This is a genomic window from Hydrocarboniphaga sp. FW305-C-57 (assembly GCF_058783045.1).
Genome location: NZ_JBYSYG010000007.1, coordinates 205203 through 232187, shown reverse-complemented (window position 1 = coordinate 232187; position 26985 = coordinate 205203). Strand labels below are relative to the sequence as shown.

24 protein-coding genes are annotated in these 26985 nt (G+C 66.2%); 10 read left to right on the top strand and 14 right to left on the bottom strand.

Annotated elements, in window-relative coordinates:
• Positions 1 to 4 precede the first annotated feature (4 nt).
• Complete coding sequence (locus tag AC3WUM_RS15850; protein ID WP_492411273.1) at positions 5 to 1525, bottom strand: DUF3336 domain-containing protein; 1521 nt, start codon at positions 1523 to 1525, stop codon at positions 5 to 7.
• Between the two features lie 178 nt (positions 1526 to 1703).
• On the opposite strand from AC3WUM_RS15850, the gene AC3WUM_RS15845 reads away from it, so the two are divergent.
• From AC3WUM_RS15845 to AC3WUM_RS15835, 3 genes are read left to right on the top strand one after another with little or no spacing between them, the layout of a single operon-like run.
• Complete coding sequence (locus AC3WUM_RS15845) at positions 1704 to 2630, top strand: AAA family ATPase (protein WP_492411272.1); 927 nt, start codon at positions 1704 to 1706, stop codon at positions 2628 to 2630.
• A gap of 39 nt (positions 2631 to 2669) precedes the next feature.
• The gene (locus AC3WUM_RS15840; protein ID WP_492411271.1) at positions 2670 to 3665 is read left to right on the top strand and encodes a DUF58 domain-containing protein; all 996 of its coding nucleotides are present in this window, start codon (positions 2670 to 2672) and stop codon (positions 3663 to 3665) included.
• Complete coding sequence (locus AC3WUM_RS15835; RefSeq protein WP_492411270.1) at positions 3662 to 5635, top strand: transglutaminase TgpA family protein; 1974 nt, start codon at positions 3662 to 3664, stop codon at positions 5633 to 5635. The genes AC3WUM_RS15840 and AC3WUM_RS15835 overlap by 4 nt, the downstream gene beginning before the upstream one ends.
• Here the strand turns inward: AC3WUM_RS15835 and AC3WUM_RS15830 are convergent.
• The 3 genes from AC3WUM_RS15830 to AC3WUM_RS15820 are packed head-to-tail and all read right to left on the bottom strand — an operon-like array spanning position 5619 to position 8177.
• Entirely contained in the window at positions 5619 to 6884 is a 1266-nt protein-coding gene (locus AC3WUM_RS15830) for an MFS transporter (RefSeq protein WP_492411269.1), read from the bottom strand. The two genes, AC3WUM_RS15835 and AC3WUM_RS15830, sit on opposite strands and share 17 nt — an antisense overlap.
• A gap of 8 nt (positions 6885 to 6892) precedes the next feature.
• A complete protein-coding gene (gene rimI / locus AC3WUM_RS15825; protein ID WP_492411268.1) occupies positions 6893 to 7348 on the bottom strand; it encodes a ribosomal protein S18-alanine N-acetyltransferase in 456 nt (151 codons plus the stop codon).
• A 4-nt stretch (positions 7349 to 7352) separates the two neighbouring features.
• Positions 7353 to 8177 carry a uracil-DNA glycosylase gene (locus tag AC3WUM_RS15820; RefSeq protein ID WP_492411267.1) on the bottom strand — a complete coding sequence of 275 codons (825 nt, stop codon included), beginning with the start codon at positions 8175 to 8177 and terminating at the stop codon, positions 7353 to 7355.
• 98 nt (positions 8178 to 8275) lie between these two features.
• Here AC3WUM_RS15820 and AC3WUM_RS15815 point away from each other — a divergent pair, with 98 nt between their 5' ends.
• The gene (locus AC3WUM_RS15815) at positions 8276 to 9589 is read left to right on the top strand and encodes a S1C family serine protease (RefSeq protein WP_492411266.1); all 1314 of its coding nucleotides are present in this window, start codon (positions 8276 to 8278) and stop codon (positions 9587 to 9589) included.
• Entirely contained in the window at positions 9574 to 10587 is a 1014-nt protein-coding gene (locus tag AC3WUM_RS15810) for an FHA domain-containing protein (RefSeq protein ID WP_492411265.1), read from the top strand. The genes AC3WUM_RS15815 and AC3WUM_RS15810 overlap by 16 nt, the downstream gene beginning before the upstream one ends.
• Before the next feature lie 67 nt (positions 10588 to 10654).
• Here AC3WUM_RS15810 and leuA read toward each other — a convergent pair whose 3' ends face one another.
• The 5 genes from leuA to ilvN all read right to left on the bottom strand — a co-directional run bounded on the left by leuA (position 10655) and on the right by ilvN (position 15807).
• A complete protein-coding gene (gene leuA, locus AC3WUM_RS15805; RefSeq protein WP_492411427.1) occupies positions 10655 to 12358 on the bottom strand; it encodes a 2-isopropylmalate synthase in 1704 nt (567 codons plus the stop codon).
• Between the two features lie 338 nt (positions 12359 to 12696).
• The gene (pssA, locus tag AC3WUM_RS15800) at positions 12697 to 13524 is read right to left on the bottom strand and encodes a CDP-diacylglycerol--serine O-phosphatidyltransferase (protein ID WP_492411264.1); all 828 of its coding nucleotides are present in this window, start codon (positions 13522 to 13524) and stop codon (positions 12697 to 12699) included.
• Positions 13525 to 14115, bottom strand: coding sequence for a phosphatidylserine decarboxylase (locus tag AC3WUM_RS15795; protein WP_492411263.1), 591 nt, complete (start codon positions 14113 to 14115; stop codon positions 13525 to 13527).
• 92 nt (positions 14116 to 14207) lie between these two features.
• Positions 14208 to 15224, bottom strand: a complete 1017-nt coding sequence (gene ilvC, locus AC3WUM_RS15790; protein WP_492411425.1) for a ketol-acid reductoisomerase — start codon at positions 15222 to 15224, stop codon at positions 14208 to 14210.
• 82 nt (positions 15225 to 15306) lie between these two features.
• Positions 15307 to 15807: an acetolactate synthase small subunit gene (gene ilvN, locus AC3WUM_RS15785; protein WP_492411262.1), complete on the bottom strand. Its 501-nt coding sequence runs from the start codon at positions 15805 to 15807 to the stop codon at positions 15307 to 15309.
• A 238-nt stretch (positions 15808 to 16045) separates the two neighbouring features.
• Between ilvN and ilvB the strand changes: the two genes are divergently transcribed.
• The gene (gene ilvB / locus AC3WUM_RS15780) at positions 16046 to 17857 is read left to right on the top strand and encodes a biosynthetic-type acetolactate synthase large subunit (protein WP_492411261.1); all 1812 of its coding nucleotides are present in this window, start codon (positions 16046 to 16048) and stop codon (positions 17855 to 17857) included.
• Positions 17858 to 18049: 192 nt separating this feature from the next.
• Entirely contained in the window at positions 18050 to 18826 is a 777-nt protein-coding gene (locus tag AC3WUM_RS15775) for an enoyl-CoA hydratase (RefSeq protein WP_492411260.1), read from the top strand.
• 63 nt (positions 18827 to 18889) lie between these two features.
• On the opposite strand, the gene fadA is transcribed toward AC3WUM_RS15775, so the two are convergent.
• Together fadA and fadB are read right to left on the bottom strand one after the other, a co-directional pair.
• Positions 18890 to 20053, bottom strand: a complete 1164-nt coding sequence (gene fadA / locus AC3WUM_RS15770; RefSeq protein ID WP_492411259.1) for an acetyl-CoA C-acyltransferase FadA — start codon at positions 20051 to 20053, stop codon at positions 18890 to 18892.
• Positions 20054 to 20084: 31 nt separating this feature from the next.
• On the bottom strand, positions 20085 to 22235 hold the full coding sequence (fadB, locus tag AC3WUM_RS15765) for a fatty acid oxidation complex subunit alpha FadB (RefSeq protein WP_492411258.1): 2151 nt from the start codon (positions 22233 to 22235) through the stop codon (positions 20085 to 20087).
• 283 nt (positions 22236 to 22518) lie between these two features.
• On the opposite strand from fadB, the gene AC3WUM_RS15760 reads away from it, so the two are divergent.
• Positions 22519 to 23025: a phasin family protein gene (locus AC3WUM_RS15760; protein ID WP_492411257.1), complete on the top strand. Its 507-nt coding sequence runs from the start codon at positions 22519 to 22521 to the stop codon at positions 23023 to 23025.
• Between the two features lie 148 nt (positions 23026 to 23173).
• Positions 23174 to 24100, top strand: coding sequence for an ArsR/SmtB family transcription factor (locus AC3WUM_RS15755; RefSeq protein ID WP_492411256.1), 927 nt, complete (start codon positions 23174 to 23176; stop codon positions 24098 to 24100).
• A gap of 12 nt (positions 24101 to 24112) precedes the next feature.
• Here the strand turns inward: AC3WUM_RS15755 and dnaQ are convergent, their stop codons facing one another.
• From dnaQ to AC3WUM_RS15740, 3 genes are read right to left on the bottom strand one after another with little or no spacing between them, the layout of a single operon-like run.
• Positions 24113 to 24844, bottom strand: coding sequence for a DNA polymerase III subunit epsilon (gene dnaQ, locus AC3WUM_RS15750; RefSeq protein WP_492411255.1), 732 nt, complete (start codon positions 24842 to 24844; stop codon positions 24113 to 24115).
• 30 nt (positions 24845 to 24874) lie between these two features.
• Positions 24875 to 25327, bottom strand: coding sequence for a ribonuclease HI (rnhA, locus tag AC3WUM_RS15745; protein ID WP_492411254.1), 453 nt, complete (start codon positions 25325 to 25327; stop codon positions 24875 to 24877).
• Positions 25324 to 26097 carry a methyltransferase domain-containing protein gene (locus AC3WUM_RS15740; RefSeq protein WP_492411253.1) on the bottom strand — a complete coding sequence of 258 codons (774 nt, stop codon included), beginning with the start codon at positions 26095 to 26097 and terminating at the stop codon, positions 25324 to 25326. The genes rnhA and AC3WUM_RS15740 overlap by 4 nt, the downstream gene beginning before the upstream one ends.
• 38 nt (positions 26098 to 26135) lie before the next feature.
• On the opposite strand from AC3WUM_RS15740, the gene gloB reads away from it, so the two are divergent.
• Complete coding sequence (gene gloB, locus AC3WUM_RS15735; protein WP_492411252.1) at positions 26136 to 26945, top strand: hydroxyacylglutathione hydrolase; 810 nt, start codon at positions 26136 to 26138, stop codon at positions 26943 to 26945.
• Positions 26946 to 26985: the final 40 nt, after the last annotated feature.

Below are 26985 nucleotides of genomic sequence, written 5' to 3'. Positions count from 1 at the left end.
GCCTTTAACCGCGACGCACGACGTGCAGGCGAGCCCGGGTCGCCGTGCGGCGATTGCCCACGCCTTGCGTCGCCTGCAGCTCCACCGCTTCGAGGCAGCGCTCGAGCGTGAGACTGATGGCGGTCTGCGTACGGATCATCTCGATGCGCGCCCAGGCCGCACGCTCGCCTTCGAGCATGAAGCGATAGACGTTGTCCATCGTCGGGTTGCTCGTCACCTTGGCGTAGCGCCAGAGGCTCGCTTCGGGCGTGATGTTGATGTTGCCGCGATAGTCCTGGTCGAGAATGCTCGTGGCGACGTCGAACGGGCGATGCAGCTGCTTGATCGGCAGGTTCGCGCGCGCAAAGCTGATCAGGCTCGTCGCCTGCGAACGCACCGTCGAATAGGTGTAGTCGCGCGCCGAATTGAACAGCCCGCGTCCGCCCGGCCCGCGTTCGCTGATGAACGGCAATACGTGAGGATTGGTCTGGCTGACGATGAAGTGATTGACGTTGTGCAGGCGGCGCAGTCGCAGCATCGGCAGATCGGACTTCAGCGAGCCGTCGTTCCAGCGCAGCAGCGGCATGTACGGAACGCGAGAGCCGGTTTCGTCGGCCGTCATCAGCATGACCGGCGGAAACAGGATCGGCACCGCGCAGCTCGCGAGCACGGCCTCGCGCACGAACAGATACGGCAGCGTCAGGTAGTTCAGCAGCTTGGGCTGCTGGTTCACGCCCGCGGGCGAGACGGTGATGTTGAGCACGCGTCCCGACACCTTGTAGGCGTCTTCGAAGTTGAGGTCGCGGATGTTCTTGGCCACTGCCCGGCGCAGCTGGGTCTGGTCCATGACCGAGCCGCGCTTGAACATCTGCCGCAGCGGCAGCACGCGCCAGAAGTGGTAATACGCGTTCTGCGGGTCGAGCAGGTCTTCGAGATCCTCGACCTTGCGCGTGCCGACGGTGCCCGCCACGATCGAGCCCGCGCTGCTGCCCGACATCACCGTCGGCAGCACGCCCTCGCGATAGAGCGCGCGCACGACACCGACGTGGAACAGGCCCAGCGTCGCGCCGCCCGACAGCATCAGCGCCGAGCGGCCGTAGCTCAGCGCGACGTCGTGGAAGAACTTGAGCTTGTCGCTGAGCGCCCAGTTTTCGCCCTCGGCCTCGACGAGCCATTCGAGCGCGTCGCAGACCTCTTGCACGTAATCGTGGATCAGCTTCTTGGTGCCGATGCGGGCGACGCGATAGAGCTCGGGGTTGCCGATGTTGCCGAGATTCCAGTGCAGGCCCTGGCGCAGGTGGTGCGCGAGACGGATCGGATCGCGCTCGTTGCGCAGCTGGCGGATCTGCCGCAGGCGGCTGCGAATCAGACGCCAGTCGTACTCTTCGCTGGCTTCCTCGAGCTTCCACTCGTCGAGGCCCTCGATGCGGTCGAGCTCGGCCGCAGCGTCGCGCCAGCTCCTGTAGTCAACGGCATCCAGCATGGCCTGTTGCGCTGATCGCAGCTCGGCATTCACGGATGGTCCTCTCGTTCTGGGCGGCTTCATTTCGAGCTGAATGGTCGTTCATTCAGCTGGTAGCCGCAATCGGTAAAAAGTGCACTCATCGGGCACGCCCTACCGCTTGCGCGGTCGAGGGCCTTGTCTATGACCAAAGTCGATGCACCTGCATCTCCACCTGACGGACAGCATGAGACACTTCGGCGATGACAGCCCCGGGACCCACATGAGCTCCAATCTGCCAGCTGATCTGCAGGCGGCCCTCGCCAGCCTGTCCCGCGTCATCCTCGGCAAGGATCGGCAATTGCGCCTTGCCTTGAGCTGTCTTCTGGCTCGCGGCCATTTGCTCGTGGAGGACATTCCAGGCATGGGCAAAACCACCGTGGCGCTGGCGCTGGCCCAGGTGCTGGGCCTGACGTACAGGCGTGTTCAATTCACCAGCGACCTGTTGCCGGCCGACATTCTGGGCGTCTCGATCTACGAGACGCGCGACGGCAGCTTCCGCTTCCGCCCGGGCCCGGTGTTCACGCAGCTGCTGCTCGCAGACGAGATCAATCGCGCGAGTCCGAAGACGCAAAGCGCCTTGCTCGAGGCGATGGCCGAGCAGCAGGTCAGCGTCGACGGCGAAACGCGCGCGCTGCCGCAACCGTTCTTCGTCATCGGCACGCAGAACCCGGCCGATCAGGTCGGCGTGTTCCCGCTGCCGGAGTCGCAGCTCGACCGCTTCCTGATGCGCATTTCGATGGGGTATCCGAGCGTCGCCGCCGAGCGTGCGCTGCTCGTCGAGCCCGACCGGCGCGATCTGCTGTTCGATCTGCGTCCGGTGCTGCAGGCCGAGAGCGTGCTGCAACTGCAGCAGGAAGCCCTGCAGGTGCACACCGCGCCCGCGCTGGTCGACTACATCCTCGCGCTGGTGCAGCACACGCGGACGCAGACCGCATTCACGCATGGCCTGTCTCCGCGCGCGGCGCTCGCCCTGCGCCACGCGGCGCAGGCCTGGGCCTACATCGACGGCCGCAAATCGGTGCTGCCCGAAGACGTGCAGGCGGTGTTCGCGGCCGTCGCCGCGCATCGCCTGCAGCCGCGCGAGCGTGGCGCCGCTGCCCGGCCACCATCGGCCGAAGAGCTGCTCGCCGCGGTCGCCATTCCGTAGCGTCGCCGACTCATGCGCGGCGGCCGGCTCGAAAATCCTTTGCGCGGTCTGCGCGCGCGTGCCGAATTCTGGGGTCAGAGGCGCGCCGGCGCATTCAGGCGCGAGGCGCAGGTCGAGCGGCGGCGCATCTACATCCTGCCGACGCGATTCGGACTCGGCTTCGCGCTGATGACGCTGGTGATGCTCGTCGCCGCGATCAATTACTCGAACAGCATGGCTTTCGCGCTGACCTTCCTGCTCGCCGCGCTCGGGTTCGTGAGCATGCATCACACGCATGCGAATCTGGTCGGCATTTCACTGCGCTCGCTCGGCGGAACGAGCGGCGACGCGGTATTCGCCGGTGACGAGGCGCCCTTGCAATTCATCGCCGGCAACCCATCGCGCGCACCGCGACTGAGCCTCGAACTACGCTGGCCTGCGCAGACCGACGGCATTCGGCACGACCTGCCCGCGCAGGACAGCGTGAGCTTCGCGTTGCGCCTGCCGACGACGCGGCGCGGTCGCCTGCAGGCGCCGATGCTGCGTCTCAGCACGCAAGCGCCGCTGGGTCTGTTCGAAGCCTGGACCTGGCTCGCGGTCGACGCGCGCCTGCTGGTCTATCCGAAGCCCGCAGCGGCGGGGCGCCTGCCTCCGCCGTCGTCGCAAGGCCAGCTCATGAGCCCGCTGCCGCGCATCGGCAGCGAGGACTTCGCGGGCTTTCGCGATTACGTGCCGGGCGATTCGCCGCGCCTGATCCACTGGAAAAGCCTGCCACGCACCGGGCGGGCGCTCGTACAGCGCTTCGACGATGGCGTCGCCACCGAGATCTGGTTCGATTGGCAGGCGCTCGCAGACCTCGACACCGAGCAGCGCCTGTCGCAACTGACGCGCTGGGTACTCGATGCCGATGTCGCCGGATCGCGCTATGGCCTGCGATTGCCTGGATGCGAGCTGCCGCTGAGCGCAGGCGCCGCGCATCGCAGTCTCTGCCTCGAAGCGCTGGCCCTGTTCGACGGCCGCAGCGATGCGCGCAACCCCGAGCGAGGTCCGGCATGAAGCAGCCGGAGGGCAAGGACCCGCTGCCGCAGCGCAGCCTCTGGCGCCTGCTCGCGGTGATGCTGCTCGTGGTCGCTCCGCATCTGCTGCGCCTGCCGCTATGGGAAACCGCGTCGGTGTTCGCGATCGGCGTCTGGCGCATCGCCGCGACCCTGTATCAGTGGCGCATGCCGCACGGCGCGATCAAGGGCGCACTCGCGATCGCTGCGTTCATCGGCGTCTACGCGAGCTATGGCCGCATCTGGGGCCAGCATGCGGGCGTCGCGCTGCTCGTCATCATGCTCGCCCTCAAGCTCACCGAATTGCGTGCGCGACGCGATGTCGTCGTCACCGTGTTCCTGTCGTACTTCCTGCTGCTCACGCACTTTCTGTTCTCGCAGGAGATCTGGACGCTGCTGTACCTGCTCGTCTGCGTCGTGGCGGTGACCGCCGTGCTCGCGGATACGCATCACGCCGAAGGCGCCCTGCCCGCGCGGCTCGTACTGACCACCGGCGGCAAGCTCATCGCGCAGTCCTTGCCGCTGATGCTGCTGATGTTCGTGCTGTTCCCGCGCATTCCGGGGCCGCTGTGGACGATGCCCGACGACTCGGGCGGCGCGCGCTCGGGTCTGTCCGAAACGATGGCGCCGGGCGACATCGCCAGGCTCGCGGCCTCGGACGAACTCGCGTTCCGCGTGAGCTTCGAGGGCGCCGCGCCGCCGCCCGAGCAGCGCTACTGGCGCGGCCCGGTGCTCTGGGCCTTCGATGGACGGACCTGGAGTTCGCCATCGCGTCTGTTCAACGTGCCAACGGCCGAAGCGGGCACCACCGAATACCGCTACGAAATCACGCTCGAAGCGCACCGCATGCCGTGGCTGCTCGCGCTCGACCGTCCCGATGCGCGCGAGCTGCCCGAGCGCAGCCGCATCAGCGGTTTCTACGAGCTGCTGTACGAGCAGCCTTTGCGCGATCGCCTTCGCTATCGGCTGCGTTCCGATCCCGATGCGAAGCTGCAGGTCGGATCGCTGAGCGCGCGCGAACGCGCGGTGCAGCTCGCGTTGCCGAGTGGGTTCAACCCGCGTGCGCTGGCGCTCGCCCGGCAATGGCGACAGGTCGCGCGCAATGACCAGGCCGTCGTCGATACGGCCCTGCGCCTGTTTCGCGAGCAGGCCTTCTACTACACGCTCGAACCGCCGAGGCTCGGCCGCGACAGCATCGACGAGTTCCTGTTCACGACGCGGCGCGGCTTCTGCGAGCACTACGCGAGCAGCTTCACGTTCCTGATGCGCGCGGCCGGCATTCCGGCGCGCGTCGTCACCGGCTATCTCGGCGCGCAGAAGAATCTGTTCGGCGACTACTACAGCGTGCGTCAGTCCGAAGCGCACGCCTGGGCCGAGGTCTGGATCGCGGGCCGCGGCTGGATACGCGTCGATCCGACCGCGGCGGTATCACCGAGCCGGGTCGAGCAGACACTCTCCGAAAGCAGTGCGCGAAACGGCGATCAGCGCGAAGGCCTGCTCGGCTCGCTCGACTGGCGCTCGGCTTACGAGCGTGCGCAAAGCGCCTGGGATTGGGTCGACGCACAGTGGAACGGCTTCGTGCTCGGCTATGGAACCGAGCTGCAGCAGCAGCTGCTCGATCGCATCGGTCTCGGCTCTTTCAGTCGCATGCTGCTCGCCTTGACGGCCGCGGTGACGATCTCGCTCGCGCTACTCGGCGGCGTGCTGCTGTGGAAGGCGCGCCCGGCTGCGATCGACGACCCGGCGCTCGAGCAATGGAAGCTGGCCGAAGCGCGTCTGGCCCGGCGTGGCCTGCATCGCGCCCCATCCGAAGGCCCGCGCGATTTCGCGATGCGCGTCGCTCGCGAGCAACCCGAACTCGCGCAGCGCATGCAGCGTGTGCTGGAGCTTTACCTGCGACTGCGCTACGAAGCCGCGGCCGACGCGGTTCTGATCGGCGAGCTGCGCGTAGCGGTCAGAGCCCTTCCGTAAGGCTGCGCTCACGCGGCTCCTGCACGCGCGACAGCAGCAGCATGCCGACGACGAAGAACACCACGAGCACGAGGATCGACAGCCTCGCATCGCCCGTGAGCAGCTTCGTGAAGCCGACCGCGAGCGGGCCGAGCACGGCCGCGAACTTGCCGAGCATGTTGTAGAAGCCGAAGAACTCGCCGGATTTGTCGGGCGGAATCAGCCGCGCGTAGTAGGAGCGCGACAAGGCCTGCACGCCACCCTGCACGAGCCCGATCGCGGCCGCCATCAGATAGAACTGCGCGACCGTCTGCAGCAGATAGGCCCAGGCCGTCACGCCGATGTAGACGCTCAAGGCCAGATACAAGGCGCGCTTGGTGCCGATCCTGCCCGCGATCCAGCCGAAGGCGATCGCGGCCGGAAAGCCGATGAACTGCACCATCAGCAGTGCGGTGATCAGGCTCGACGACGGAAAGCCGAGCGCGAGCCCATAGTCCACCGCCATGCGCACGATGGTGTCGACGCCATCGATGTAGAGCCAGTATGCGAACAGGAACATCCACACGGGCTTGAGCTTGGACAATGCGCGAATGGTGTCGCGCAGTTGCGCGACACCGGCGGCGACATCGCCGAGCACGCCGTGCCCGCGTGTACGTTGCTCGGGCACTTTCAGGAACAAGGGCAAGGAGAACAGCGCCCACCAGATCGCCACGAGCAAGAAAGAAACCTGTGTGGCCGAAGCCGCGTTCGCGAGCCCGAACCAGTCCGGATGCAGGACCATCAGCACGTTGAGCGTGAACAGCAATCCGCCGCCGAGATAACCGAGCGCGTAGCCGAGCGCTGAGACGCGGTCCATCTGCCGATCGCTCGCGACGTTGACGATCAGTGAATCGTAGAAGCTCGTGCCGGCCTGGAAGCCGATCGAGCCGAGCGTGAACAGCACGGTGGCGATCATCCACTCGCCCTGGCCGACCCAGTAGAACGCCGCGGTCGAGAGCACGCCGAGCGCGGTGAACACCGCCAGGAAGCGCTTCTTGAGCCCGCCGCGATCGGCGATGCTGCCGAGCAGCGGCGCGAGGATCACCACGGCCAGGCTCGACACCGAGCTCGCGACGCCGAGCCAGAACGTGCGGCTCGCCGAATCGAGATTGCTGGCCCAATACTGCTCGAAGAAGATCGGAAACAGGCCGGCGATGACCGTCGTCGCGAAAGCCGAATTGCCCCAGTCGTAGCTGGCCCAGGCGAGTTGTCGGCGGCGTTCCGGAGTCATCGATTCCCTCAAGCGGCTGTGCGCAGCGGCAGCGTAAGTACGAAAGCGTCTTCGCCGACGCCGTCGTCCGAGCGATAGTAGTTGCGGCGCAGGCCGATCTGCGCGAAGCCATAAGCGCGATACAGCGCGATCGCCGCCGTGTTGGAGCGTCGCACCTCGAGCAGCATGAGCTCGCATTGCGCAGTCGTCGCGGCCTCGATCATGCGTTCCATCAGCACGCGGCCGAGGCCTTCGCGCCGGCGCTCGGGCGACACCACGATGTTGAGCACCTGCGCCTCGCCGACCGCGATCATCAGGATCGCGTAGCCGATCACCTGTTCGCCATCGAGCAGCACCCAGCCCGGATAGCCGGCCTGCAGCGAATCGCGCAGGTTCGCCTCGCTCCAGGGATGCGCGTTGGCGGCGCGCTCCACTGCGAGTACCTGCGGCAAGTGATGCGCCTGCATGGGCTGCAGACTCGGCACGCGATCAAGCCTGGACGGCAGCTGTGGATTGGGCGAGCAGTTGATGCACGCGCTTGAGGTCGTCCCAGCTCTTGGATTTTTCGCGCGGGCTGCGCAGCAGATAGGCCGGGTGATAGGTCACGAGCACCGGCGTGCGCTCGGCTCCGTACTGATACAGCGGACCGCGCAGGCGCGACAGCGGTGCATCGCTTTGCAGCAGCCGCTGCGCGGCGACGCGACCGAGCGCGACGATCAGCCGCGGCTTGAGCAGCTCGATCTGGCGATCGAGGTACGGCCGGCAGGCGGCGACCTCGTCGGCCTCGGGATCGCGGTTGCCGGGCGGACGGCATTTGACGACGTTGGCGATATAGGTGTTCTCGCCGCGCGAGCGTCCGATGGCCGCGAGCATCTGGTCGAGCAGCTTGCCGGCCTTGCCGACGAAGGGCTCGCCCTTCAGATCCTCGTCCGCGCCGGGGCCTTCGCCGACGATCATCAGCGGCGCGTCCTCCGGGCCGACGCCGAACACGGTCTGCGTGCGCGTCGCGCAGAGCTTGCAGCGCGGGCAATCCTTGACCATCGCGCGCAGGCCGGACCAGTCGGCGGGCACGTCCACGGCCGGCGTCGAGGCGATGCTCGGGCTCGCCTCGGGCGTCGGTGGAGGCGCGGGCGGCGCAAGCAGGGGCCGCGACAGTGCGGACGGCGGCCGTGCTTCCACCGGCGGACGCCCCGTTTCGTTCGACACCGTTTCGACCGCGATCTCCTCGGCCGCTTGCTCGGCGACGCCGGACCGCGAGCGGTAGCTGTCGATGGACAAGGCGTTGAGATAGCGACGGCGGCGAGTCGGATTCATGGGCGCAGTTTATCCCGCAGCGGTCGCCGCGGTCCGCCGTTATGATCGCCGGGCACCGCCGAAACCCCGGCGACGACCGAGCACTCCACGACTTCCGCATGCGTCGCACGCCCGCTGCCCTGCTGATCGCCGCCACCGCGGCCCTGTTTCCCCACTTCGTTCTCGCCGCACCTGCGGGTGACGAGACGCACCGCGCCTACGACGCGGCACGCGCCGGGCTGCTGCAGATCCGCAGCCTCGTCGACGTCTCGGGACGCCAGTCGTCGATCGGTTCGGGCTTCCAGGTCGATGCGAGCGGCCTTGCGGTGACCAACTATCACGTCATCTCCGAACACGCGCTCGAGCCGGCCACCTATCGGCTCGAGTACACGCGCACCGACGGCAAGCGCGGCAAGCTGCGCCTGCTCGCCGTCGATGTCGCCCACGATCTGGCGGTGGTGAAGCTCGACGAACCGGCCGGCAGCACGCTGCCGCTCGATCCCGCCGGCAGCGAGCTGCGCCAGGGCCAGCGGCTCTACGCGATGGGCAATCCGCTCGACATCGGCTTCACGATCGTCGAAGGCACCTACAACGGTCTCGCCGAACGCAGCTACAGCGATCGCTTCCACTTCACCGGGGCGATCAATCCGGGCATGAGCGGCGGCCCCGCCGTCGACGAGGCCGGGCGCGTCGTCGGCATCAACGTCGCCAAGCGGCTCGACGGCGAGCTCGTGAGCTTCCTGGTGCCGGTGCGCTTCAGCGCCGCGCTGATCGAGCGCGCGCGCAACAGCCCGCTCGCCGAAGCCAGGCAGGCCGAGGCCGAAATCGGCCGCCAGCTGCTCGAGCGCCAGAGCGATCTGTATCGGCAGATGATCGACCACGGCTTTCGCAACGGCGCCGCCGGCCGCTACGAAGCGCCCGAAAGCGAAGCGCCGTGGTTCCAGTGCTGGGCGAGCACCAATGCGGATCAGGTGCCCAAGCCGCGCGCGCGTGTCGACACCACGCAGTGCAGCGCCGAGACCGACCTGTTCATCGCCGACGACCTGCAGCCCGGCAGCGTGCAGCTGCGGCACGATCACCTGCGCAGCATCAAGCTCAACGATTTCCAGTTCGCGAGTTTTCTGAGCGCATATTACCAGCCGCTGCAAGGCGCGATGCACTGGAGCTCGTCGCGCAAGGCCACGCCGCGCTGCCACGACGACTTCGTCGTGCAGACCGACGGCGGCGTCGACAAGCCGCTGCTGCGAGCCGGCATCTGTGCGCGCGCCTATCGGGACTTCGACGGCCTCTACGACGTCACCGTGACCGCCGTGACGCAGGATGCAAGCCGGGAAGCGATGACGCTGCGCCTGACGATGGAAGCCGCGCCCTACGATCTGGCGCTCGAACTCGCGCGCGACTATCTCGGAGCGATCTCGTGGGCGAAGCGATGATCTCCGGAACGAACCCGCCGATGGATCGCGCGATCTGGATCGAGCGCCTCTCGCGCCACGACGAGGTGCTGTCCCGCCATCGGGTCGAACGCCTGCCGATCGTCATCGGCCGCGGTTACGAGAGTGATCTGCTGATCGACGATCCGACGCTGGCGGCGCGCCATCTGCGCATCTTTCGCGACGACGACGGTGAACTCGTCGCCGAAGATCTCGGCAGCCGCAATGGCCTGCGCCTTGCGAATCGCGAGCGTGTCGAACGCTGCGTGATCGAGCTCGGAGCCGATGCGATCTATGCGATCGGCGATACGCGCCTGCGCCTGCGCGACAGCGCCCACGCGGTGCCCGAGGAGCGACCGATCGGAAGCTCGCGGTTCGCTTCGACCTGGATCGCGCCGGCGCTGGGCCTGCTGCTGGCAGCCCAGATCATGCTCTCGCTGTGGTTGCAGCAGACCGGCGAACCGGCGATCAGCCGCTATCTGACCGTGACCGTGATGGCCCTGGTCGTGGGCGTCGTCTGGGCCCTGGCGTGGTCGCTGGTGAACCGCCTGTTCGCCGGCATCGTGCAGTTTTCCCGGCATCTCACGCTGACGTATGCCTCGATGGTCGGCAGCTCGCTGATCACGCTGCTGCTCGAGACCTCGGCCTACTCGCTGTCCTGGCCTTCGCTGACGCGCTACCACTACCTCGTGTTCTGGCTCACCGCGGGTCTGCTCTGCGCAGGTCATCTGCGACTTATCGGTGGCGGCTATCCGCGCTTCAAGCTCGCGGTGGTTGCGGCGCTCACGCTGCTCGGCGTCGGCGCCGGTGCACTCTCGCAGCGCGATGCGCGCGAACGTACGGGGCCCGCGGTCGTCGTCGACGATCTGCTGCCGCCCACCCTGCGTCTCGCACCGGCGCAGTCGCTCGAGGCCTTCATCGCGGATGCAGGCCAGCTGCGCGGCGAACTCGACGCGGCCCGCAAGGAGCCGCCGCACGACGACGATGACGACGATTTCTGAGGTGGAATCCCGCAAACGCAGAAGGCCCAGCTTGAAGCTGGGCCTTCTGCATTGAAGCCGACCTCGATCAGGCCGCGGCGCGATCCGCCTGCGAAACGCGCAGCGCGCGGTTCAGGCCCGACAGGATCGCCTTGAACGAGGCCGTCACGATGTTCGCGTCCTTGCCGACGCCAAACAGCGTGCGCTGCGAACCCGTCCCTTCACCGACGCGCAGCTCGATGTAGGTCACCGCGGCCGCATCGGCGCCCGCGCCGATCGCATGCTCGTGGTAATCGACGACCGCGATCGGAATGCCCGCGAGCCTGGACAGCGCGGCCACGAAGGCATCGATCGGCCCGTTGCCGTTGCCGACGACCTGCCTGCGCTCGCCGCCGACGCTGACTTCGGACTTGAGCTCGACCGAATCGCGCGTCGAGTCTTCGACCAGATGATGCGCGACGTAGGCATAGGGCTGCGCCGAAGCGAGGTATTCGCGCTCGAAGATGCGCCAGATGTCCTTGGCGGTGACTTCCTTGCCCGAGGCGTCCATGTCGGCCTGCACGACCTGGCTGAACTCGATCTGCAGGCGACGCGGCAGCGACAAGCCGTATTCGTGCTCGAGCAGGTAGGTGATGCCGCCCTTGCCCGACTGCGAATTCACGCGAATCACCGCCTCGTAGCTGCGCCCGAGATCCTTCGGATCGATCGGCAGATACGGCATCACCCAGATGTCGCTTTCCTTGCGCGCCGAGAAGGCCTTCTTGATCGCATCCTGGTGCGAGCCCGAGAACGAGGTGTAGACCAGATCGCCGACGTAGGGATGGCGCGGATGCACCGGCAGCTGGTTGCAGTATTCGACCGTTTCGCGCACTGCATCGATGTTCGAAAAGTCGAGCTGCGGATCGACGCCCTGCGTGTACAGGTTCAGCGCGATGTTGACGACGTCGACGTTGCCCGTGCGCTCGCCGTTGCCGAACAGGCAGCCTTCCACGCGATCGACACCGGCCATGATCGCGAACTCGCCGGCCGCCGTGCCGGTGCCGCGGTCGTTGTGCGGATGCACGGACAGGATGATGCCGTCGCGGCGCTGCAGGTTGCGGTGCATCCACTCGATCATGTCCGCGAAGATGTTGGGCGTGGAATGCTCGACCGTCGACGGCAGATTGATGATGCAGGGATTGCTCGGCGACGACTGCCAGACTTCGGTCACCGCATCGACGATCTGCTTGGAGAATTCGAGCTCGGCACCCGAGAACATCTCGGGCGAATACTGGAACACCCACTGCGTATCGGGCTGCCGAGCGGCGAGTTCCTGCACCAGCTTCGCATGTTTGACCGCGAGTTCGGACAGCACCTCGTCCTTGCTCATGTTGAAGACGACGTTGCGCATGATCGGCGCGACGGCGTTGTAGTAATGCAGGATCGCGCGGCGCGCGCCCTTCAAGGCTTCGAAGGTCCGGCGGATCAAGGGCTCGCGAGCCGGCGTCAGCACCTGGATCGTCACGTCGTCCGGAATGCGGTTTTCTTCGATCAGGCTGCGCACGAAATCGAAATCGGTCTGCGAGGCGGACGGGAAGCCCACTTCGATTTCCTTGAAGCCGAGTTTCACCAGCGTCTCGAACATGCGCAGCTTGCGCTCCGCATTCATCGGCTCGATGAGCGCCTGGTTGCCGTCGCGAAGGTCCACGCTGCACCAGATCGGCGCCTTGGTGATGACGGCGTCGGGCCAGGTGCGGTCTTTCAGACGCACGGGCGCGAACGGACGGTATTTGGTAGCGGGATTTTTCAGCATGGCCATGAGGGTGATTCCAGGCTAGGTCGAACGCGCTCCAAGTGAGCGGCAAGCGTTGCGACGTTGTGCACGCCAGGCGTGCGATGAAAACGCATGACCGCGCCTGCCTAGGCTGGGCGGTCGGTGTCTTGTCTGGGTGGTCACGGTTTGAGCCCCGTGCGGCCGTGTGCGTTCTGTCTGCCTTACGGCAGAAGGAGCAGCGAAAGAAGCAGCGCCGGCGCAACCGCACTCGCAGCCGTGTTCCGCGAGATCTCGCGGTTCTGGCAGGCAACGATGTTGCGGGCGGCTTTCATGGGCGCGGATTCTAGAAAACAAACCGATCCCGCGTCAAAGATCGATCAGGCCGCGGACGCCGGCTTGCGCCGCAGGCGGCGCCAGATCACCGCCGCCGGACCGGACAACGCGTAGGCCAGAAAACCCAGGAACAGCACGCGCGGCGGATCGATCGCGACGAGCACGAGCACGCCGACCACGCCCGCGAAGGTCGCGAACTTCACCGAGCCCGTAAGATTGAGCTTCTTGAAGCTGTTGTAGCGAATGCTCGACACCATCGAGAGCGCCGTCAGCAAGGTCAGCGGGGCCGCGAGCCACAGCACCTCCTGCCCCGTGAACGGCACGCGGCCGCTGATCCATGCGAACAGCGAGCGGCTGTCGTCGACGCAGCTCCAGACGAAGAAGGTCACCACTGCCGCTGCCGCAGGGCTCGGAACGCCGAAGAAGTCCTTGTTGCTGCTCGCGATCGCGGCGAGCACGTTGAAGCGCGCGAGGCGCAGCGCCGCGCAGGCCGCGTAGGCGAAGGCGATGCCCCAGCCGAGCTTGCCGCCGAGCCACTGATAATCCCCGAGGTAGCGCAGGCTGAACGCGTAGACGACGATCGCAGGCGCGACGCCGAAGGCGACCATGTCGCAAAGCGAGTCGTACTCCTTGCCGAAGTCGCTCGCGGTGTTCGTCAGGCGTGCGATGCGGCCATCGAGGCCATCGGCGATCATCGCGATCAGAATGCCGACGCAGGCCGCTTCGAATCGCCCATTCATCGCCATGATGATGGCGTAGAAGCCGCCGAACAGCGTGCCGGTGGTGAACAGGTTGGGCAGCAGGTAAATGCCCTTGCGGCGCTTGCGCACGGAAGGCGTCGCCGGCACTTCTGGCCCAAGCTCCTCGCTCATTTAACTGTTTCTCCGCACGATGGTCGCAATCAAGGTCTGGCCGCATCTTACCCGGCTACCGAGCGGCACTTCCACGCGCGCGCCCGCCGGCAGATAGAGGTCGATCTCACGGGCCAGACGACGCAAGCCACAGCGACGTCCCTGCCCGACCCGGTCGCCGACCGGAACCCAGACCGGCAAGGCGCCGAGCAGGCTGCCGCGACGCACCTGGATCACGAAATGCTCGCCCTCGTCGGTGCGGATGATCGAAGCGCGGTGACGCGAATCGTCGACGACGTCGACTTCGCCCTCCACCGGCGAGCGCAGCGCATAACTGCCCCACCAGCTCACGCGTATGCCGATGCGGATCGATTCGCGATCGAGCAATGGATCATGCGCTTCGCGCCGGTAGACGACATGGCCGTCGACCGGCGCGAGCACGCCGCGCGGCTTCGACGGTACCGAGCGCCCGCGATCGACGAAGAACACGGCCAGCGGCAGCAGCAGCGCGAGCACGCACCAGCCCGCGAGCGGATGGCCCGCGGCGGACAGCGCCCACCAGAGCGCGATCACCGCCAGCAGCACGATCCAGCCTTCGATCGCGATGCCCATCGTGGGATTGTAGGAAGGTCGCATGCCCAAAAGATAAGGCCGGCAGCTGAGGCCGGCCTTATCGAAGCTCGTCGTGACGCTGAACGAGAACTTCAGTTCCTGGTCTTGTCGACGAGCTTGTTCTTGGCGATCCAGGGCATCATCGCGCGCAGCTTGGCGCCGACTTCCTCGATCTGGTGCTCGCCGCCGATGCGGCGCTTGGCCTTCAGCGTCGGCTGGCCGGCCTGGTTCTCGAGCACGAAGTCGCGCGCGAACTTGCCGGTCTGGATGTCGTTCAGGACGCGCTTCATCTCCTTCTTGGTCTCTTCGGTGATGATGCGCGGGCCGGTCACGTAGTCGCCGTATTCGGCCGTGTTGCTGATCGAGTAGCGCATGTTGGCCATGCCGCCTTCGTACATCAGGTCGACGATGAGCTTGAGCTCGTGCAGGCACTCAAAGTAGGCCATTTCGGGCTCGTAGCCCGCTTCGACCAGCGTTTCGAAACCGGCCTGGACCAGCGCGGTGGCACCGCCGCAGAGCACGGCCTGTTCGCCGAACAGATCGGTTTCGGTTTCTTCGCGGAAGTTGGTTTCGATGATGCCGGCGCGGCCGCCGCCGTTGGCCGAAGCGTACGACAGCGCGATCTGCTTGGCCGAGCCGGTGGCGTCCTGGTGGATGGCGACCAGGGTCGGCACGCCGCCGCCCTTGAGGTACTCCGAGCGCACCGTGTGGCCGGGGCCCTTCGGCGCGATCATGATGACGTCGAGGTCTTCGCGCGGCTCGATCAGGCCGAAGTGGATGTTGAAGCCGTGCGCGAAAGCCAGCGCCGCGTTCTTCTTGATGTTCGGAGCCACGACTTCGTCGTAGATCTTCTTCTGGCCTTCGTCGGGCGCCAGGATCATCACGAGGTCGGCGATCTTCACGGCTTCGGCGACGTCGAGCACCTTGAGGCCGGAGTTCTCGGCCTTGGCCCAGCTCTTGGAGCCTTTGCGCAGGGCGACCGTGACGTCGACGCCGGAATCCTTGAGGTTCAGCGCGTGGGCGTGGCCCTGCGAACCGTAGCCAAGAATGACGACCTTCTTGCCCTGGATCAGCGAAAGGTCGGCGTCTTTGTCGTAATACACCTTGATGCTCATGGCTCTACTCTCTTTGCTGGTGGATGGCTCGTGAGGCCGTCCTGGTTGAGACGATGACGTTGTCGGTTATTGGTTTTCAGCTCGGCAGCGCGAGAATCTGCTGCCCGCGGCCCATCGCGGCGACGCCGCTGCGCACAAGCTCGAGGATGCGGGCGATGCCACCGATCTCGGCGACGAAGGCGTCGATCTCCGACGCGGTGCCGGCCAGCTGCACCATGCGCGTGTTCTCGGTCTCGTCGAGCATCGAGCCATGGTGGCGGCGCACGCATTCGACCACTTCGCGTGCCGCTCCGCTGGTGACCTCGACCTTGACCATCAGCAGTTCGCACTCGAGATGATCATGGCTCGCCAGATCGACGATCTCGACCACGTCGACGAGCTTGCGGGTCTGCTGGATGATCTGGTGCACGACCGCATCGGAGCCGGTGGTGACCAGGCTCAGGCGCGAAACGGTCGGATCATGCGTCGGTGCCACCGACAGCGAGTCGATGTTGTAGCCACGCGCGGAGAACATGCCGGCCACGCGGGCAAGGGCACCCGCCTCGTTCTGCAACAGGATCGAGATGATGTGGCGCATTGAGCCGGCGCGGCAACCGATTGATTGATGGGTGATTGGGCGTACACGAGGCCGGCGCTTGAAGGCGCAGGCCCGAGGGGCGCGCAGGATAATCGGCGGTCCCCCTATACGCAACCTTGGCCCTGTCTACATGAGGGTTTACCACCTATAATTCGCGCCCTTCAAACCAGCCGGTCGTCACCGTCCCGTCATGAACGCTGCGCATCCCTCTGCCCGCCATCCCCTTTCCGGTACCACCATGACCGGAGCGGAGATCGTCGTACAGGTGCTCGCCGACGAGGGCGTGGACGTCATTTTCGGCTACTCGGGCGGCGCCATCCTGCCGACCTACGACGCGGTGTTCCGCTACAACCAGACCCATCGCGGCGCCGAAGGCGTCGATCCGATGCCGCTGATCGTGCCGAGCAACGAACAGGCCGCGGGCTTCATGGCGGCCGGTTTCGCGCGTGCTTCGGGCAAGGTCGGCGTCGCGCTCGTGACCTCGGGCCCCGGCGCGACCAACACGGTCACGCCAGTGCGAGACAGCATGGCGGACTCGATCCCGATCGTGGTCATCTGCGGCCAGGTGCCGACCGCGGCGATCGGCTCTGACGGCTTCCAGGAAGCCCCGATCAGCTCGATCATGGGCCCCTGCGCGAAGCACATCTTTCTGGTCACCGACCCGCTCAAGCTCGAAGCCACGCTGCGCACGGCGTTCGAGATCGCGCGCAGCGGCCGTCCGGGCCCGGTGGTGGTCGACATCCCCAAGGACGTGCAGAACTGGTCCGGCAGCTACCGTGGCGAAGGCCTGCTGCCCCTGCCCGGCTTCCGCGCCCGTCTGCGCGAGGCCTACGGCAACGCGCTGAGCGACGAGTCCGCCGAATCCTTCTACAAGCTGCTCAACGCTTCCAAGCGTCCGCTGATCTATGCGGGCGGCGGCGTCATCAACGGCGAGGCCTCGGCCAGCCTGCGTCGTTTCGCCGACGACTTCGGCATTCCGGTGACCACGACCCTGATGGGCATCGGCGCGGTCGACACCACCGCCCCGCTGTCGCTGCACATGCTCGGCATGCACGGTACCGCGTTCGCGAACTACGCGGTCGACGACTGCGACTTCCTGATCGCGGTCGGTGCCCGCTTCGACGATCGCGTCGCCGGCGTGCCGTCCAAGTTCGCGCCGAACGCCAAGGCCATCGCGCATCTGGACATCGATCCGTCCGAGATCGGCAAGGTCAAGCGCGTGCAGTGGCACCACATCGGCGCGCTCGACGTGACGCTCGACGCCCTGCGCGAATTCGCGACGGCGCGCGGCTACCGGCCGTCGGCCGACGGCCGCTACGCCGAATGGCATCGCCACATCGCCGACCTCAAGCAGACCTACGCGCTGAACTACGACCGCGAATCGGTAGCGATCCAGCCGCATGCGGTGATTCGCGCGATCAACCAGATCACCCAGGGCCGCGCGGTGGTGGCCACCGGCGTCGGCCAGCACCAGATGTGGGCCGCGCAGTATTTCGACTTCGCCGAACCGCGCCTGTGGCTAACCTCGGGCTCGATGGGCACGATGGGCTTCGGCCTGCCGGCCGCGCTCGGCGCCGCCTTCGCAGCGCGCGATCGCGTGGTCATCGACATCGATGGCGACGCATCGATCCGCATGAACTTCGGCGAGCTCGAAACCGCGACCACCTACGGCCTGCCCGTGAAGATCGTGGTGCTCAACAACTTCGGCGACGGCATGGTCAAACAGTGGCAGCGCCTCTTCTTCGAATCGCGCTACGCGGGTTCGGACAAGGGCCTGCATCGCAAGGACTTCATCAAGGCGGCCGAGGCCGACGGCTTCCAGTTCGCGGTGCGTGTGGAACGCAAGGAAGACCTCGACGCCGCGGTGAAGGCCTTCATCGAATTCGATGGCCCGGCCTTCCTCGAAGTGATCATCGATCCGGTCGCGAGCGTCTATCCGATGGTCGGCCCGGGCATGGCCTACGAGCAGATGATCACGGGCGACTGGATTCCGACGCGCCAGGCCACGGCCAAGCCGGTCGGCAAGGTCGACAAGGCCGATCTGTTCTGATCGCGCCGCGATTCGACATCCGCTGCACCATTGGGCCGGCGCTTGCCGGCCTAATGCATTGTGAGGTGCTGCTTCTGCGGCAGGCGGACTAGAATCGCGGCTCGACGAATTTCAACCCTTTCCCCTTTCCCCTTTCCCCTTTCCCCTTTCCCCTTTCCCAAAAACGACCTTGGTGCCGAGACGGAGCCCTGCATGAGCGAAGCACTGATTCAAACCTCGATTACGGACGGCGTGATGACGCTGCGGCTCAATCGCGCCGACAAGAAGAACTCGCTGACGGCGACCATGTACACCGCGCTCGCAGCCGCCTTCGACCAGGCGACCGCGGACAGCAGCGTGCGCGTGGTGCTGATCACCGGCAGCGGCGACAGCTTCTGCGCGGGCAACGATCTGGTCGACTTCCTGCAGAACACGCCGAGCGATGCCGAACAGGCGCCGGTGATGGTCTTCATGCGCACGATGTCGAGCTTCAAGAAGCCCATCGTCGCGGCCGTCAACGGCATCGCGGTCGGCGTCGGCGTGACGATGCTGCTGCATTGCGACCTCGTCTACGCGGCCGACAACGCGCGCTTCCAGCTACCGTTCGCGAGCATCGGCATCTGCCCCGAATTCGGCTCCACCCTGCTGCTGCCGATGATGATCGGCCCGGCGCGCGCCTCCGAACTCTGCCTGCTCGGCGAGATGTTCAACGCCCAGGCCGCCAAGGAAGCCGGCATCGTCAACGGCGTCACGCCGGCCGCGGAACTCGAGGCGCTTGCCCGCGCCCAGGCCGAAAAGCTCTCGCGCCAGCCTCCGAACGCGCTGCGCACCACCAAGGCCCTGCTCAAGCGCTGGACCCAGGACCGCATGCCCGAAGTGATCCGCAGCGAAGCGGCCGAGTTCATGCCGATGCTCAAGATGCCCGAGGCGCTCGAGGCGATGGGCGCGTTCATGCAGAAGCGCAAGCCGGATTTCAGCAAGTTCAGCTGAGCCGATGGCTTCCACGAAAAAGCCCCGCAGAAGCGGGGCTTTTTCGTTACCGGTTACGAAATATCAGGCGACGCGTTCGAGCACCGTCGCCACGCCCTGGCCCATGCCGATGCACATGGTCGCCACACCGTAGCGCGCGTTCTTCTCGTTGAGCACGTGCGCGAGCGCGCCGGTGATGCGCGCACCCGAGCAGCCCAGCGGATGACCCAGCGCGATCGCGCCGCCCTTGATGTTGATGCGGTCCATGCGATCGCCGAGCTTGAGATCCTTGATCACCGCGAGCGACTGCGCGGCGAAGGCTTCGTTGAGCTCCCAGTAGTCGACGTCCTTGATGTCGACGCCGGCGCGCTTGAGCGCCTTCTGCGTCGCCGGCACCGGGCCGATGCCCATGATCGACGGATTGCAGCCCGCCGAAGCCATGCCGATGATGCGCGCGAGCGGCTTGAGGCCGAGTGCCTTGGCCTTCTCCTCGCTCATGATCAGCGTGCACGAAGCGCCGTCGGAGATCGCCGAGCTGTTGCCGGCGGTGACCGAACCCTTCGGATTGAACGCGGGCTTCAGGCTCAGCAGCGAATCGAGGCTCGCGTCGGCGCGCACCACTTCGTCGAAGTCGACGACGATCGGCGTGCCGTCGGCATCGTGGCCGGGCGTGCCGACCATCTGGCTCTTGTACTCACCGTTCTTCCAGGCCGCGAACGATTTCTGGTGCGAAGCAAGCGCGAATTCGTCCTGGCTCTTGCGATCGATCTGATGCGTCTGCGTGAGCATTTCAGCGGTCAGGCCCATCATCGCCGCGGCCTTGGCGGTGTTGACCGACATTTCCGGCGCGCCGTCGAAGCCGTGCGTCATCGGCACGTGGCCCATGTGCTCGACACCGCCGCAGAGGAAGGTGTCGCCGATGCCCGCTTCGATCTGCGCGGCCGCGATGTGGATCGCCGTCATCGACGAGCCGCACAGGCGGTTCACGGTCTGGCCCGAAACGGACTGCGGCAGGCCCGCGATCAGCGAGGCGTTGCGCGCGATGTTGAAGCCCTGCTCCAGCGTCTGGATCACGCAGCCCCAGATCACGTCTTCGACGTCGCCGGGCTTGACCGCCGGATTGCGTTTGAGGATTTCCTGCATCAGATGCGCCGACAGCACTTCGGCGCGCACGTTGCGGAACACGCCGCCCTTGGAACGTCCCATGGGCGTGCGGATCGCGTCGACGATGACTGCTTGGTTAGCCATTGTTATGTCACTCCAGTCGTGAGCGCAGGGCTCACTTCGAATAGAAAGTCTTGCCTTCGGCGGCCATCTTCTTCATCGACTCGGTGGGCTCGTAGAGCTTGCCGAGGTGCGCGTACTTGGCGCACTTCTCGATGATGGTCTTCAGACCGATGGTGTCCGCGTACTTGAGCGCGCCGCCACGGAAAGCCGGGAAGCCAACGCCGTAGAGCAGGCCCATGTCGGCTTCGGTCGGCGTTTCGACGATGCCGTCGTCGAGGCAGCGAACCGTCTCGATGATCATCGGCAGCATGTGGCGGTCGACGATCTCTTCCTCGCTCATGTCGACCTGGCCGTTCGGCTGCACGCTCTTGATGAGCTCATAGCTGGCCGGATCGGCGATCTTCTTCGGCTTGCCCTTGGGGTCGGTTTCGTACTTGTAGAAGCCGACACCGTTCTTCTGGCCGTAGCGCTTGTTCTCGTACATGACATCGAGCGCCGACTTGTCCTTCGGCGCCATGCGGTCCGGATAGCCGGCCGCGAGCACCTCGCCGACGTGATGGCTGGTGTCGATGCCGACGACGTCTTCGAGATAGGCCGGCCCCATCGGCCAGCCGAACTTCTCCATCGCCTTGTCGATCTTCACGAAGTCGGCGCCGTCGCGGATCGCGCCCATGAAGCCGAAGAAGTACGGGAACAGGATGCGGTTGACGAGGAAGCCCGGGCAGTTCTTGACCACGATCGGCGTTTTGCCCATCGCGCTCGCGTAGGCCACGATCGTGCCGATGGCTTCCTTGCTGGTCTTCTCGCCGTAGATGACTTCGACCAGCGGCATGCGATGCACCGGATTGAAGAAGTGCATGCCGAGAAAATTCTCGGGCGCCTTCAGGGCGGTGGCGAGTTCGTCGATCGAGATCGACGAGGTGTTCGAGGCGATGACGGTGCCCGGCGCGACGGCGGCTTCCGCTTCGGCGAGCACGATCTTCTTGATCTTCGGGTTCTCGGTGACGGCTTCTACGACCGCGTCGATGTCCTTGAACTCACCGTAGCTCAGCACCGGACGGATCGAAGCCAGCACGCTGCCGGCCTTGGCCGGCTTGAGCTTGCCGCGTTCCACTTCCTTGGCCAGCAGCTTGTTGGCCTCGGACATGCCGAGATCGAGCTGCTTGGGCGCGATGTCCTTCATCGTCACCGGCACGCCCTTGACGGCGCTCGTGTAGGCGATGCCGCCGCCCATGATGCCGGCGCCGAGCACGGCCGCGTGCTTGACCGGCTTGCCGGTCTTGCCGGCGACCTTGGCCTTTTTCTTGAGCAGCTGGTCGTTCAGGAAGATGCCGATCAGCGCATCGGCGACCGTGGTCTTGGCCACCTTGGCGAAACCGGCGGCCTCGATCTTGAGCGCTTCGTCGCGGCCGAGGCCGGCGGCCTTCTGGATCACACTGACGGCGGTCATCGGGGCCGGCATGTTCGGGCCGGCCTGCTGGGCGACGAGGCCCTTGGCGGTCTCGAACACCATCGCGGCTTCGAGCTGGTTCAGATGCAGCTTGCCGGTCTTCTGGGCGCGGCGCGCCTTCCAGTCGAACTTGCCTTCGATGGCCGAGTTCAGCAGCTTCAGGGCGCTCTCACGCAGCTTTTCGGGCGGGGTCACGCCGTCGACGGCGTGGACCTTGAGCGCGGCTTCGGGCTTGTGCTGGCCACCCGCGGCGATCCACTCGATCGCGTTGTCGGCCCCGACCAGGCGCGGGAAGCGCGTGGTGCCGCCAAAGCCCGGGATCAGGCCGAGCTTGACCTCGGGAAAGCCGATCTGCGCCGTCGCACTCATCACGCGATAGTCGACCGACAGGCACATTTCGAAACCGCCACCGAGCGCGAAGCCGTTGATGGCCACCACGCTCGGAAACGGCAGATCTTCGATCGCGTTGAACGACTGATTGGCGTTGATCGCCCAGGCGGCGAGTTCCGCCTCCGACATTTCGAAGTTCTTGCCGAACTCGGTGATGTCGGCGCCGACGATGAAGACGTCCTTGGCGCTGGTGACGAGCAGGCCTTTGACGCCACTATCGGCCTTGATGGCTGCCGCGGCGGCGGCGAGTTCCTCGACGGTACGCTTGTCGAACTTGTTGATCACATCGCCCTGGCGATCGAAACACAGTTCGGCGATACCGCCGTCGAGTTTCGTCACGCGAATGGATTGTCCTTCGAACATGGCGGAAGCAGCCTCCTGGTGGTTTTGAATTCTGTGTCTCGTGTCGTCGGCGAGTCTCGAGCGTCGCAAACGTTTCCATACTCAGCGGTATGGAAAGGGCCTGCATCATAGCGTTCGCGTCGCATCGCCGACAACAACACGCGATGGGCAGCTTGCGAATGGGCCCGCGCATGGGTCTGCCACACAATCGGTAAGACGCAGGATGACTCGCCCCCCGCGCAGCACCTACACTCCGGCTTACCCCATGATCTTCCGATGATCACTTGACGACGAGGAACCTGCGATGAAAGCCAAGGAACGCCTGAACCAGCTCAAGAAGCAGTTCGACCGGCTGCGCAAAGATTCGCTGGCTTCCGTCGGCACGACGAACGAGGCCATCTACAGCGGCCTGCAGCAGTTCGCCGACAAGGAACTCAAGGCCCTGCACAGCTACTACGACAGCGCGCTGACCTCGCTCAAGGCGCAGAAGAAGAGCGGCGCGGACATCAAGTCCGTGGTGCTGACCCAGTTCGATCTCATGCAGGGCACCTTCAACACGCTGATCGCCAACGCGCGCGAATCGCTGGAAACGGTTTCGAAAGCTGGCGAAGCATCGGCGGCCAAGAGCAAGCCCAAAAGCGAAAGCGCTCCGGTGAAAACCCCTGCCGCCAAGAAGCCGGCCGCGAAGAAGCCCGCGGCGAAGAAGGCGGCCAAGAAGCCTGCCGCCAAGAAAGCAGCCCCCAAGAAGGCGAGCAAGAAAGCCGCCGCCGCGGAGCCTGCGATCGTCGTGACGACGAGCGCTGCCGAGTAGGCAGAGGGAGCCGCGGTCGCGGCATTGCTGTTCGCGGGCGACGGCAACCGAGCCGCGCACCGCTCCTCGCATTCCAGCGGCCCGCCCGCGTCACGCGGACGGGCCTTCGTTTTGAACAGGCCTGCAAACCCGACTCAGCCCGCCGCCCATGTCGCTCTCGCTCGAACAAGGAACCGAACTCTGCCGCCTGCTGGCCGATACCAGCCGCTGCCGGCTGCTGATCCTGCTCGAAGCCCATGAGCTCTCGGTCGCCGAACTGACCGACATCACCGGGCTCGCGCAGAGCCGCGTTTCGACGCATCTGGCGCGGCTCAAGCGCGCGGGCCTGGTGCAGGACAAGCGCGTCGGCAGCGCCGCGCTTTATTCGGCGAGCGGCAACGGCGGCGCCGCCGGCGAGCTCTGGGCGCACCTGCGCACGCAGATCAGCGACGCGCAGACCCGCATCGATCTCGAACGCGCCGAACAGGCCGTGCTCGCCCGCAAGCATGGCCAGACCTGGGCTGAATCGGTCGCCGGGCGCATGGAGCTGCATTACTCGCCGGGCCGCACCTGGGAAGCCACCGCGCGTGCCCTGATCGGCCTCATGCAGCTCGGCGAGGTGCTCGACCTCGGCTCGGGCGATGGCGTGCTGACCGAACTGATCGCCGGCCACGCGCGCCGCGTGACCTGCGTCGATGTGAGCCCGACCGTCGTCGCCGCCGCGCGCAAGCGGCTCGCCGCGTTCACCAACGTCGAGGTCGAAGAGGCTGACATGCACGCGCTGCCGTTCGCCGACGGCCGCTTCGATCACGTCTTCGCGATGCATGCGCTGCCCTACAGCCTGGCGCCCGACAAAGTGCTGCGCGAGGCCGCCCGCGTGCTGCGTCCTGGCGGTCGCCTGGTGGTGGCGACGCTGGCCGCCCACCGCCACGAAGAAGCGATGCGCGCCTACGATCACGTCAATCTGGGCATCAGCCCCGATCAGCTCGGCAAGCTCATGCGCGCAGCGGGCTTGACGGTGGAATCCTGCCGGATCAGCTCGCGCGAGACGCGCGCGCCTTATTTCGAAGTGGTCACCGCGCTGGGCCGCAAATAATCGCGGCCGATGTCAATGGACGGCTTGCGAAAGCTCGTCCGCCCAGATCAGCTTGCCGCCCGATTTCTTGTCGATGGTCTTGAGCCGGTCGAGATGCGCGGCCTGCTCGCTCTCGCCGACGCGGATCACGCGCAGCGGCGCTTCGACGGCACCGAGCAGTTCGACGAAGCGCGAACGCCGCTGCGCGCCGGCCTGCGCGCTGCTGTCGTCGAGCCCTAGCGCGGACTGGCCGCCGGTCATCGCCAGGTAGACGTCGGCGAGCAGCCGGGCGTCGAGCAGGGCGCCGTGGAAATCGCGGTGCGAGGCGTCGACCGCGTAGCGACGGCAGAGCGCGTCGAGATTCACCTTCTGGCCCGGATGCAGGCGACGCGCGAGCGCCACCGTGTCGACCACCGAGCAGACCTCGGAAAGCTTCTGGGTGATGCCCAGGCGCTGGAACTCCGCGTCGAGAAAGCCGATGTCGAAAGCCGCGTTGTGGATCACGAGCTCGGAGCCGGCCAGATAGTCCCAGAGCTCGCGGCCGAGTTCGACGAACTTCGGCTTGTCGGCCAGAAACGCCATGCTGATGCCGTGCACCTGCTCGGCACCCGGATCGATGTCCTTGTCGTCCGGATGGATGTAGCGATGGAAATCGTTGCTGGTCGGCCGGCGGTTCACGAGCTCCACGCAGCCGATCTCGATGACGCGGTGGCCCTGGATGACTTCGAGGCCGGTGGTTTCGGTATCGAGAACGATCTGGCGCATGACGGGAGACTGGACGGAAAGCGCTGAAGCTTAACCGCCTCCGACTTTTGCCGTCGCTTCGAGGCAGCCTTCGTTGGCGAGCTGGTCGGCGAGCTCGTTGCCGGGGTCGCCGTTATGGCCTTTCACCCAGCGCCAATCGATCCTGTGACGCGCGCAGGCGGCGTCGAGGCGCTCCCACAGATCCTGGTTCTTGACCGCCTTGCCGTCGGCCGTGCGCCAGCCGCGCCGCTTCCAGCCCGGCAGCCATTCGTTCAGGCCCTTCATGACGTAGATTGAATCGGTGAACAGGGTGACCTCGCAGGCCTCGCGCAGAGAATCGAGCGCCTGGATCGCGGCCGTGAGCTCCATGCGGTTGTTGGTCGTGCCCGGCTCGCCGCCCTTGATGCGCTTTTCGGCCTCGCCGTAGCGCAGCACCGCACCCCAGCCGCCCGGCCCCGGATTGCCCTTGCAGGCGCCGTCGCTGTAGATGGTGATGGCTTTCACGGGTTCGCCGCCTGGCTCGAGGCGGTCGACTGCGCGGCGCCCTGCACCGCGCCGCCGATGATCGGCTTGACCTGCGCGCGCTGCAGCTTGCCGACGAAGTTCACCGGCAACACGCGCTTGCGCGCGACCACCAGATAGCTCTCGGCGAACGGAGACAGCAGGCTGCCGATGCTCCAGCTCTGGTGCTGGCTGCGCGGCGCATTCCAGGGAAAGCCGACGCTGAAGCGGCGCACTTCGGTGACTTCGAAATCGAGCAGCTCGAGCCAGTCGCTGATGCGGCCGATGCCGTAGTAGCGCGCCGGCGGCGGAAACGCGCGATAGCCGAGCCCGATGCGCTGGCGCATCACCCAGCCGCCCCAGGGATTGAAACCGAGCACGAACAGGCGGCCGCGGTCGGTCAGCACGCGCGCAGCCTCGCGCAGCACGTTGTGCGGCGACTGGCTGAATTCGAGCGTATGCGGCAGCACCACGCCGTCGACGCTCTTGCTGAGCACCGGCAGCTCCTCGGGCAGCGAACGCGCCTGCTCGCCGAAGTCGGCCACCGTCCCGATCACCGCGTGGTGCAGGGTTTCGCAGCTTTCGAGCAACTCGTCGCCACGCCCCCAGGACCCGATCTGCAGCACGTGGCGGCCGAACACTTCGGGCAGCACGCGACGCAACTCGGCCGATTCGAGCTCGATCAGCTGCTTGCCGCGCGAGGAGCGCAGCCACAGCGACAAGGTGTAGCGATTGAACGGAACCCGGCCCGGACGCGACGACGAAAACGGCATCATTGACTCATGCGGTTGATACACAGACCATCTTAGCCATGTCGACGCCCGCCATCGAGATTACGCCGATCGAGATCACTCCGATCCCGGCCTTCAACGACAACTACATCTGGCTGCTCGTTCGCGGCAGCCAGGCGGTGGTCGTCGATCCCGGAGACGCGGCGCCGGTGATCGCGGAGCTCGAGCGCCGCCATCTCACCCTCGAAGCGATCATCGTCACGCATCACCACGGCGATCACGTCGGCGGCATCCCGCAATTGCTGGAGCATCGCGCGGTACCCGTCCATGGTCCGCGCGCGGAGCAGCCGCGCATCGGCACGCTCACGCATCTGCTGGACGGCGGCGACCGCGTCGAGCTGCTCGGCCAGCAGGCCGAGGTGATCGCCGTGCCCGGGCATACGCTCGGCCACATCGCCTACTACTTCGCTGGTCTCGATGCGCTCTTCTGCGGCGACACCTTGTTCTATGCCGGCTGTGGACGCCTGTTCGAAGGCACGCCCGAGCAGATGTACGCCTCGCTGTCGCGGCTTGCCGCACTGCCCGAACGCACGGCGGTCTATTGCGCACACGAGTACACGCTGTCGAACCTGGCATTTGCGCTCGCCGTGGAGTCAGAAAATTCCGACATCGCGTCAGCCGTTCGCGAAGCCAAGGCGCAGCGCCAGCTCAACCGCCCGACATTGCCGTCGACGATCGGGCGCGAGCGCCGCGTGAACCCGTTCCTGCGCGTGGACAAACCCGGCATCGCGGCTCGGGCGCCCGAGCCGCCGGACTCCCGCGATCCGGTGCAGACCTTTGCAAGTTTGCGCCGATGGAAGGATCATTTCCGACCGCTCGGCGAGCTTTGAGGAGCGAGCGCGCAAGACCTGACTGCGGCAGCATATGACA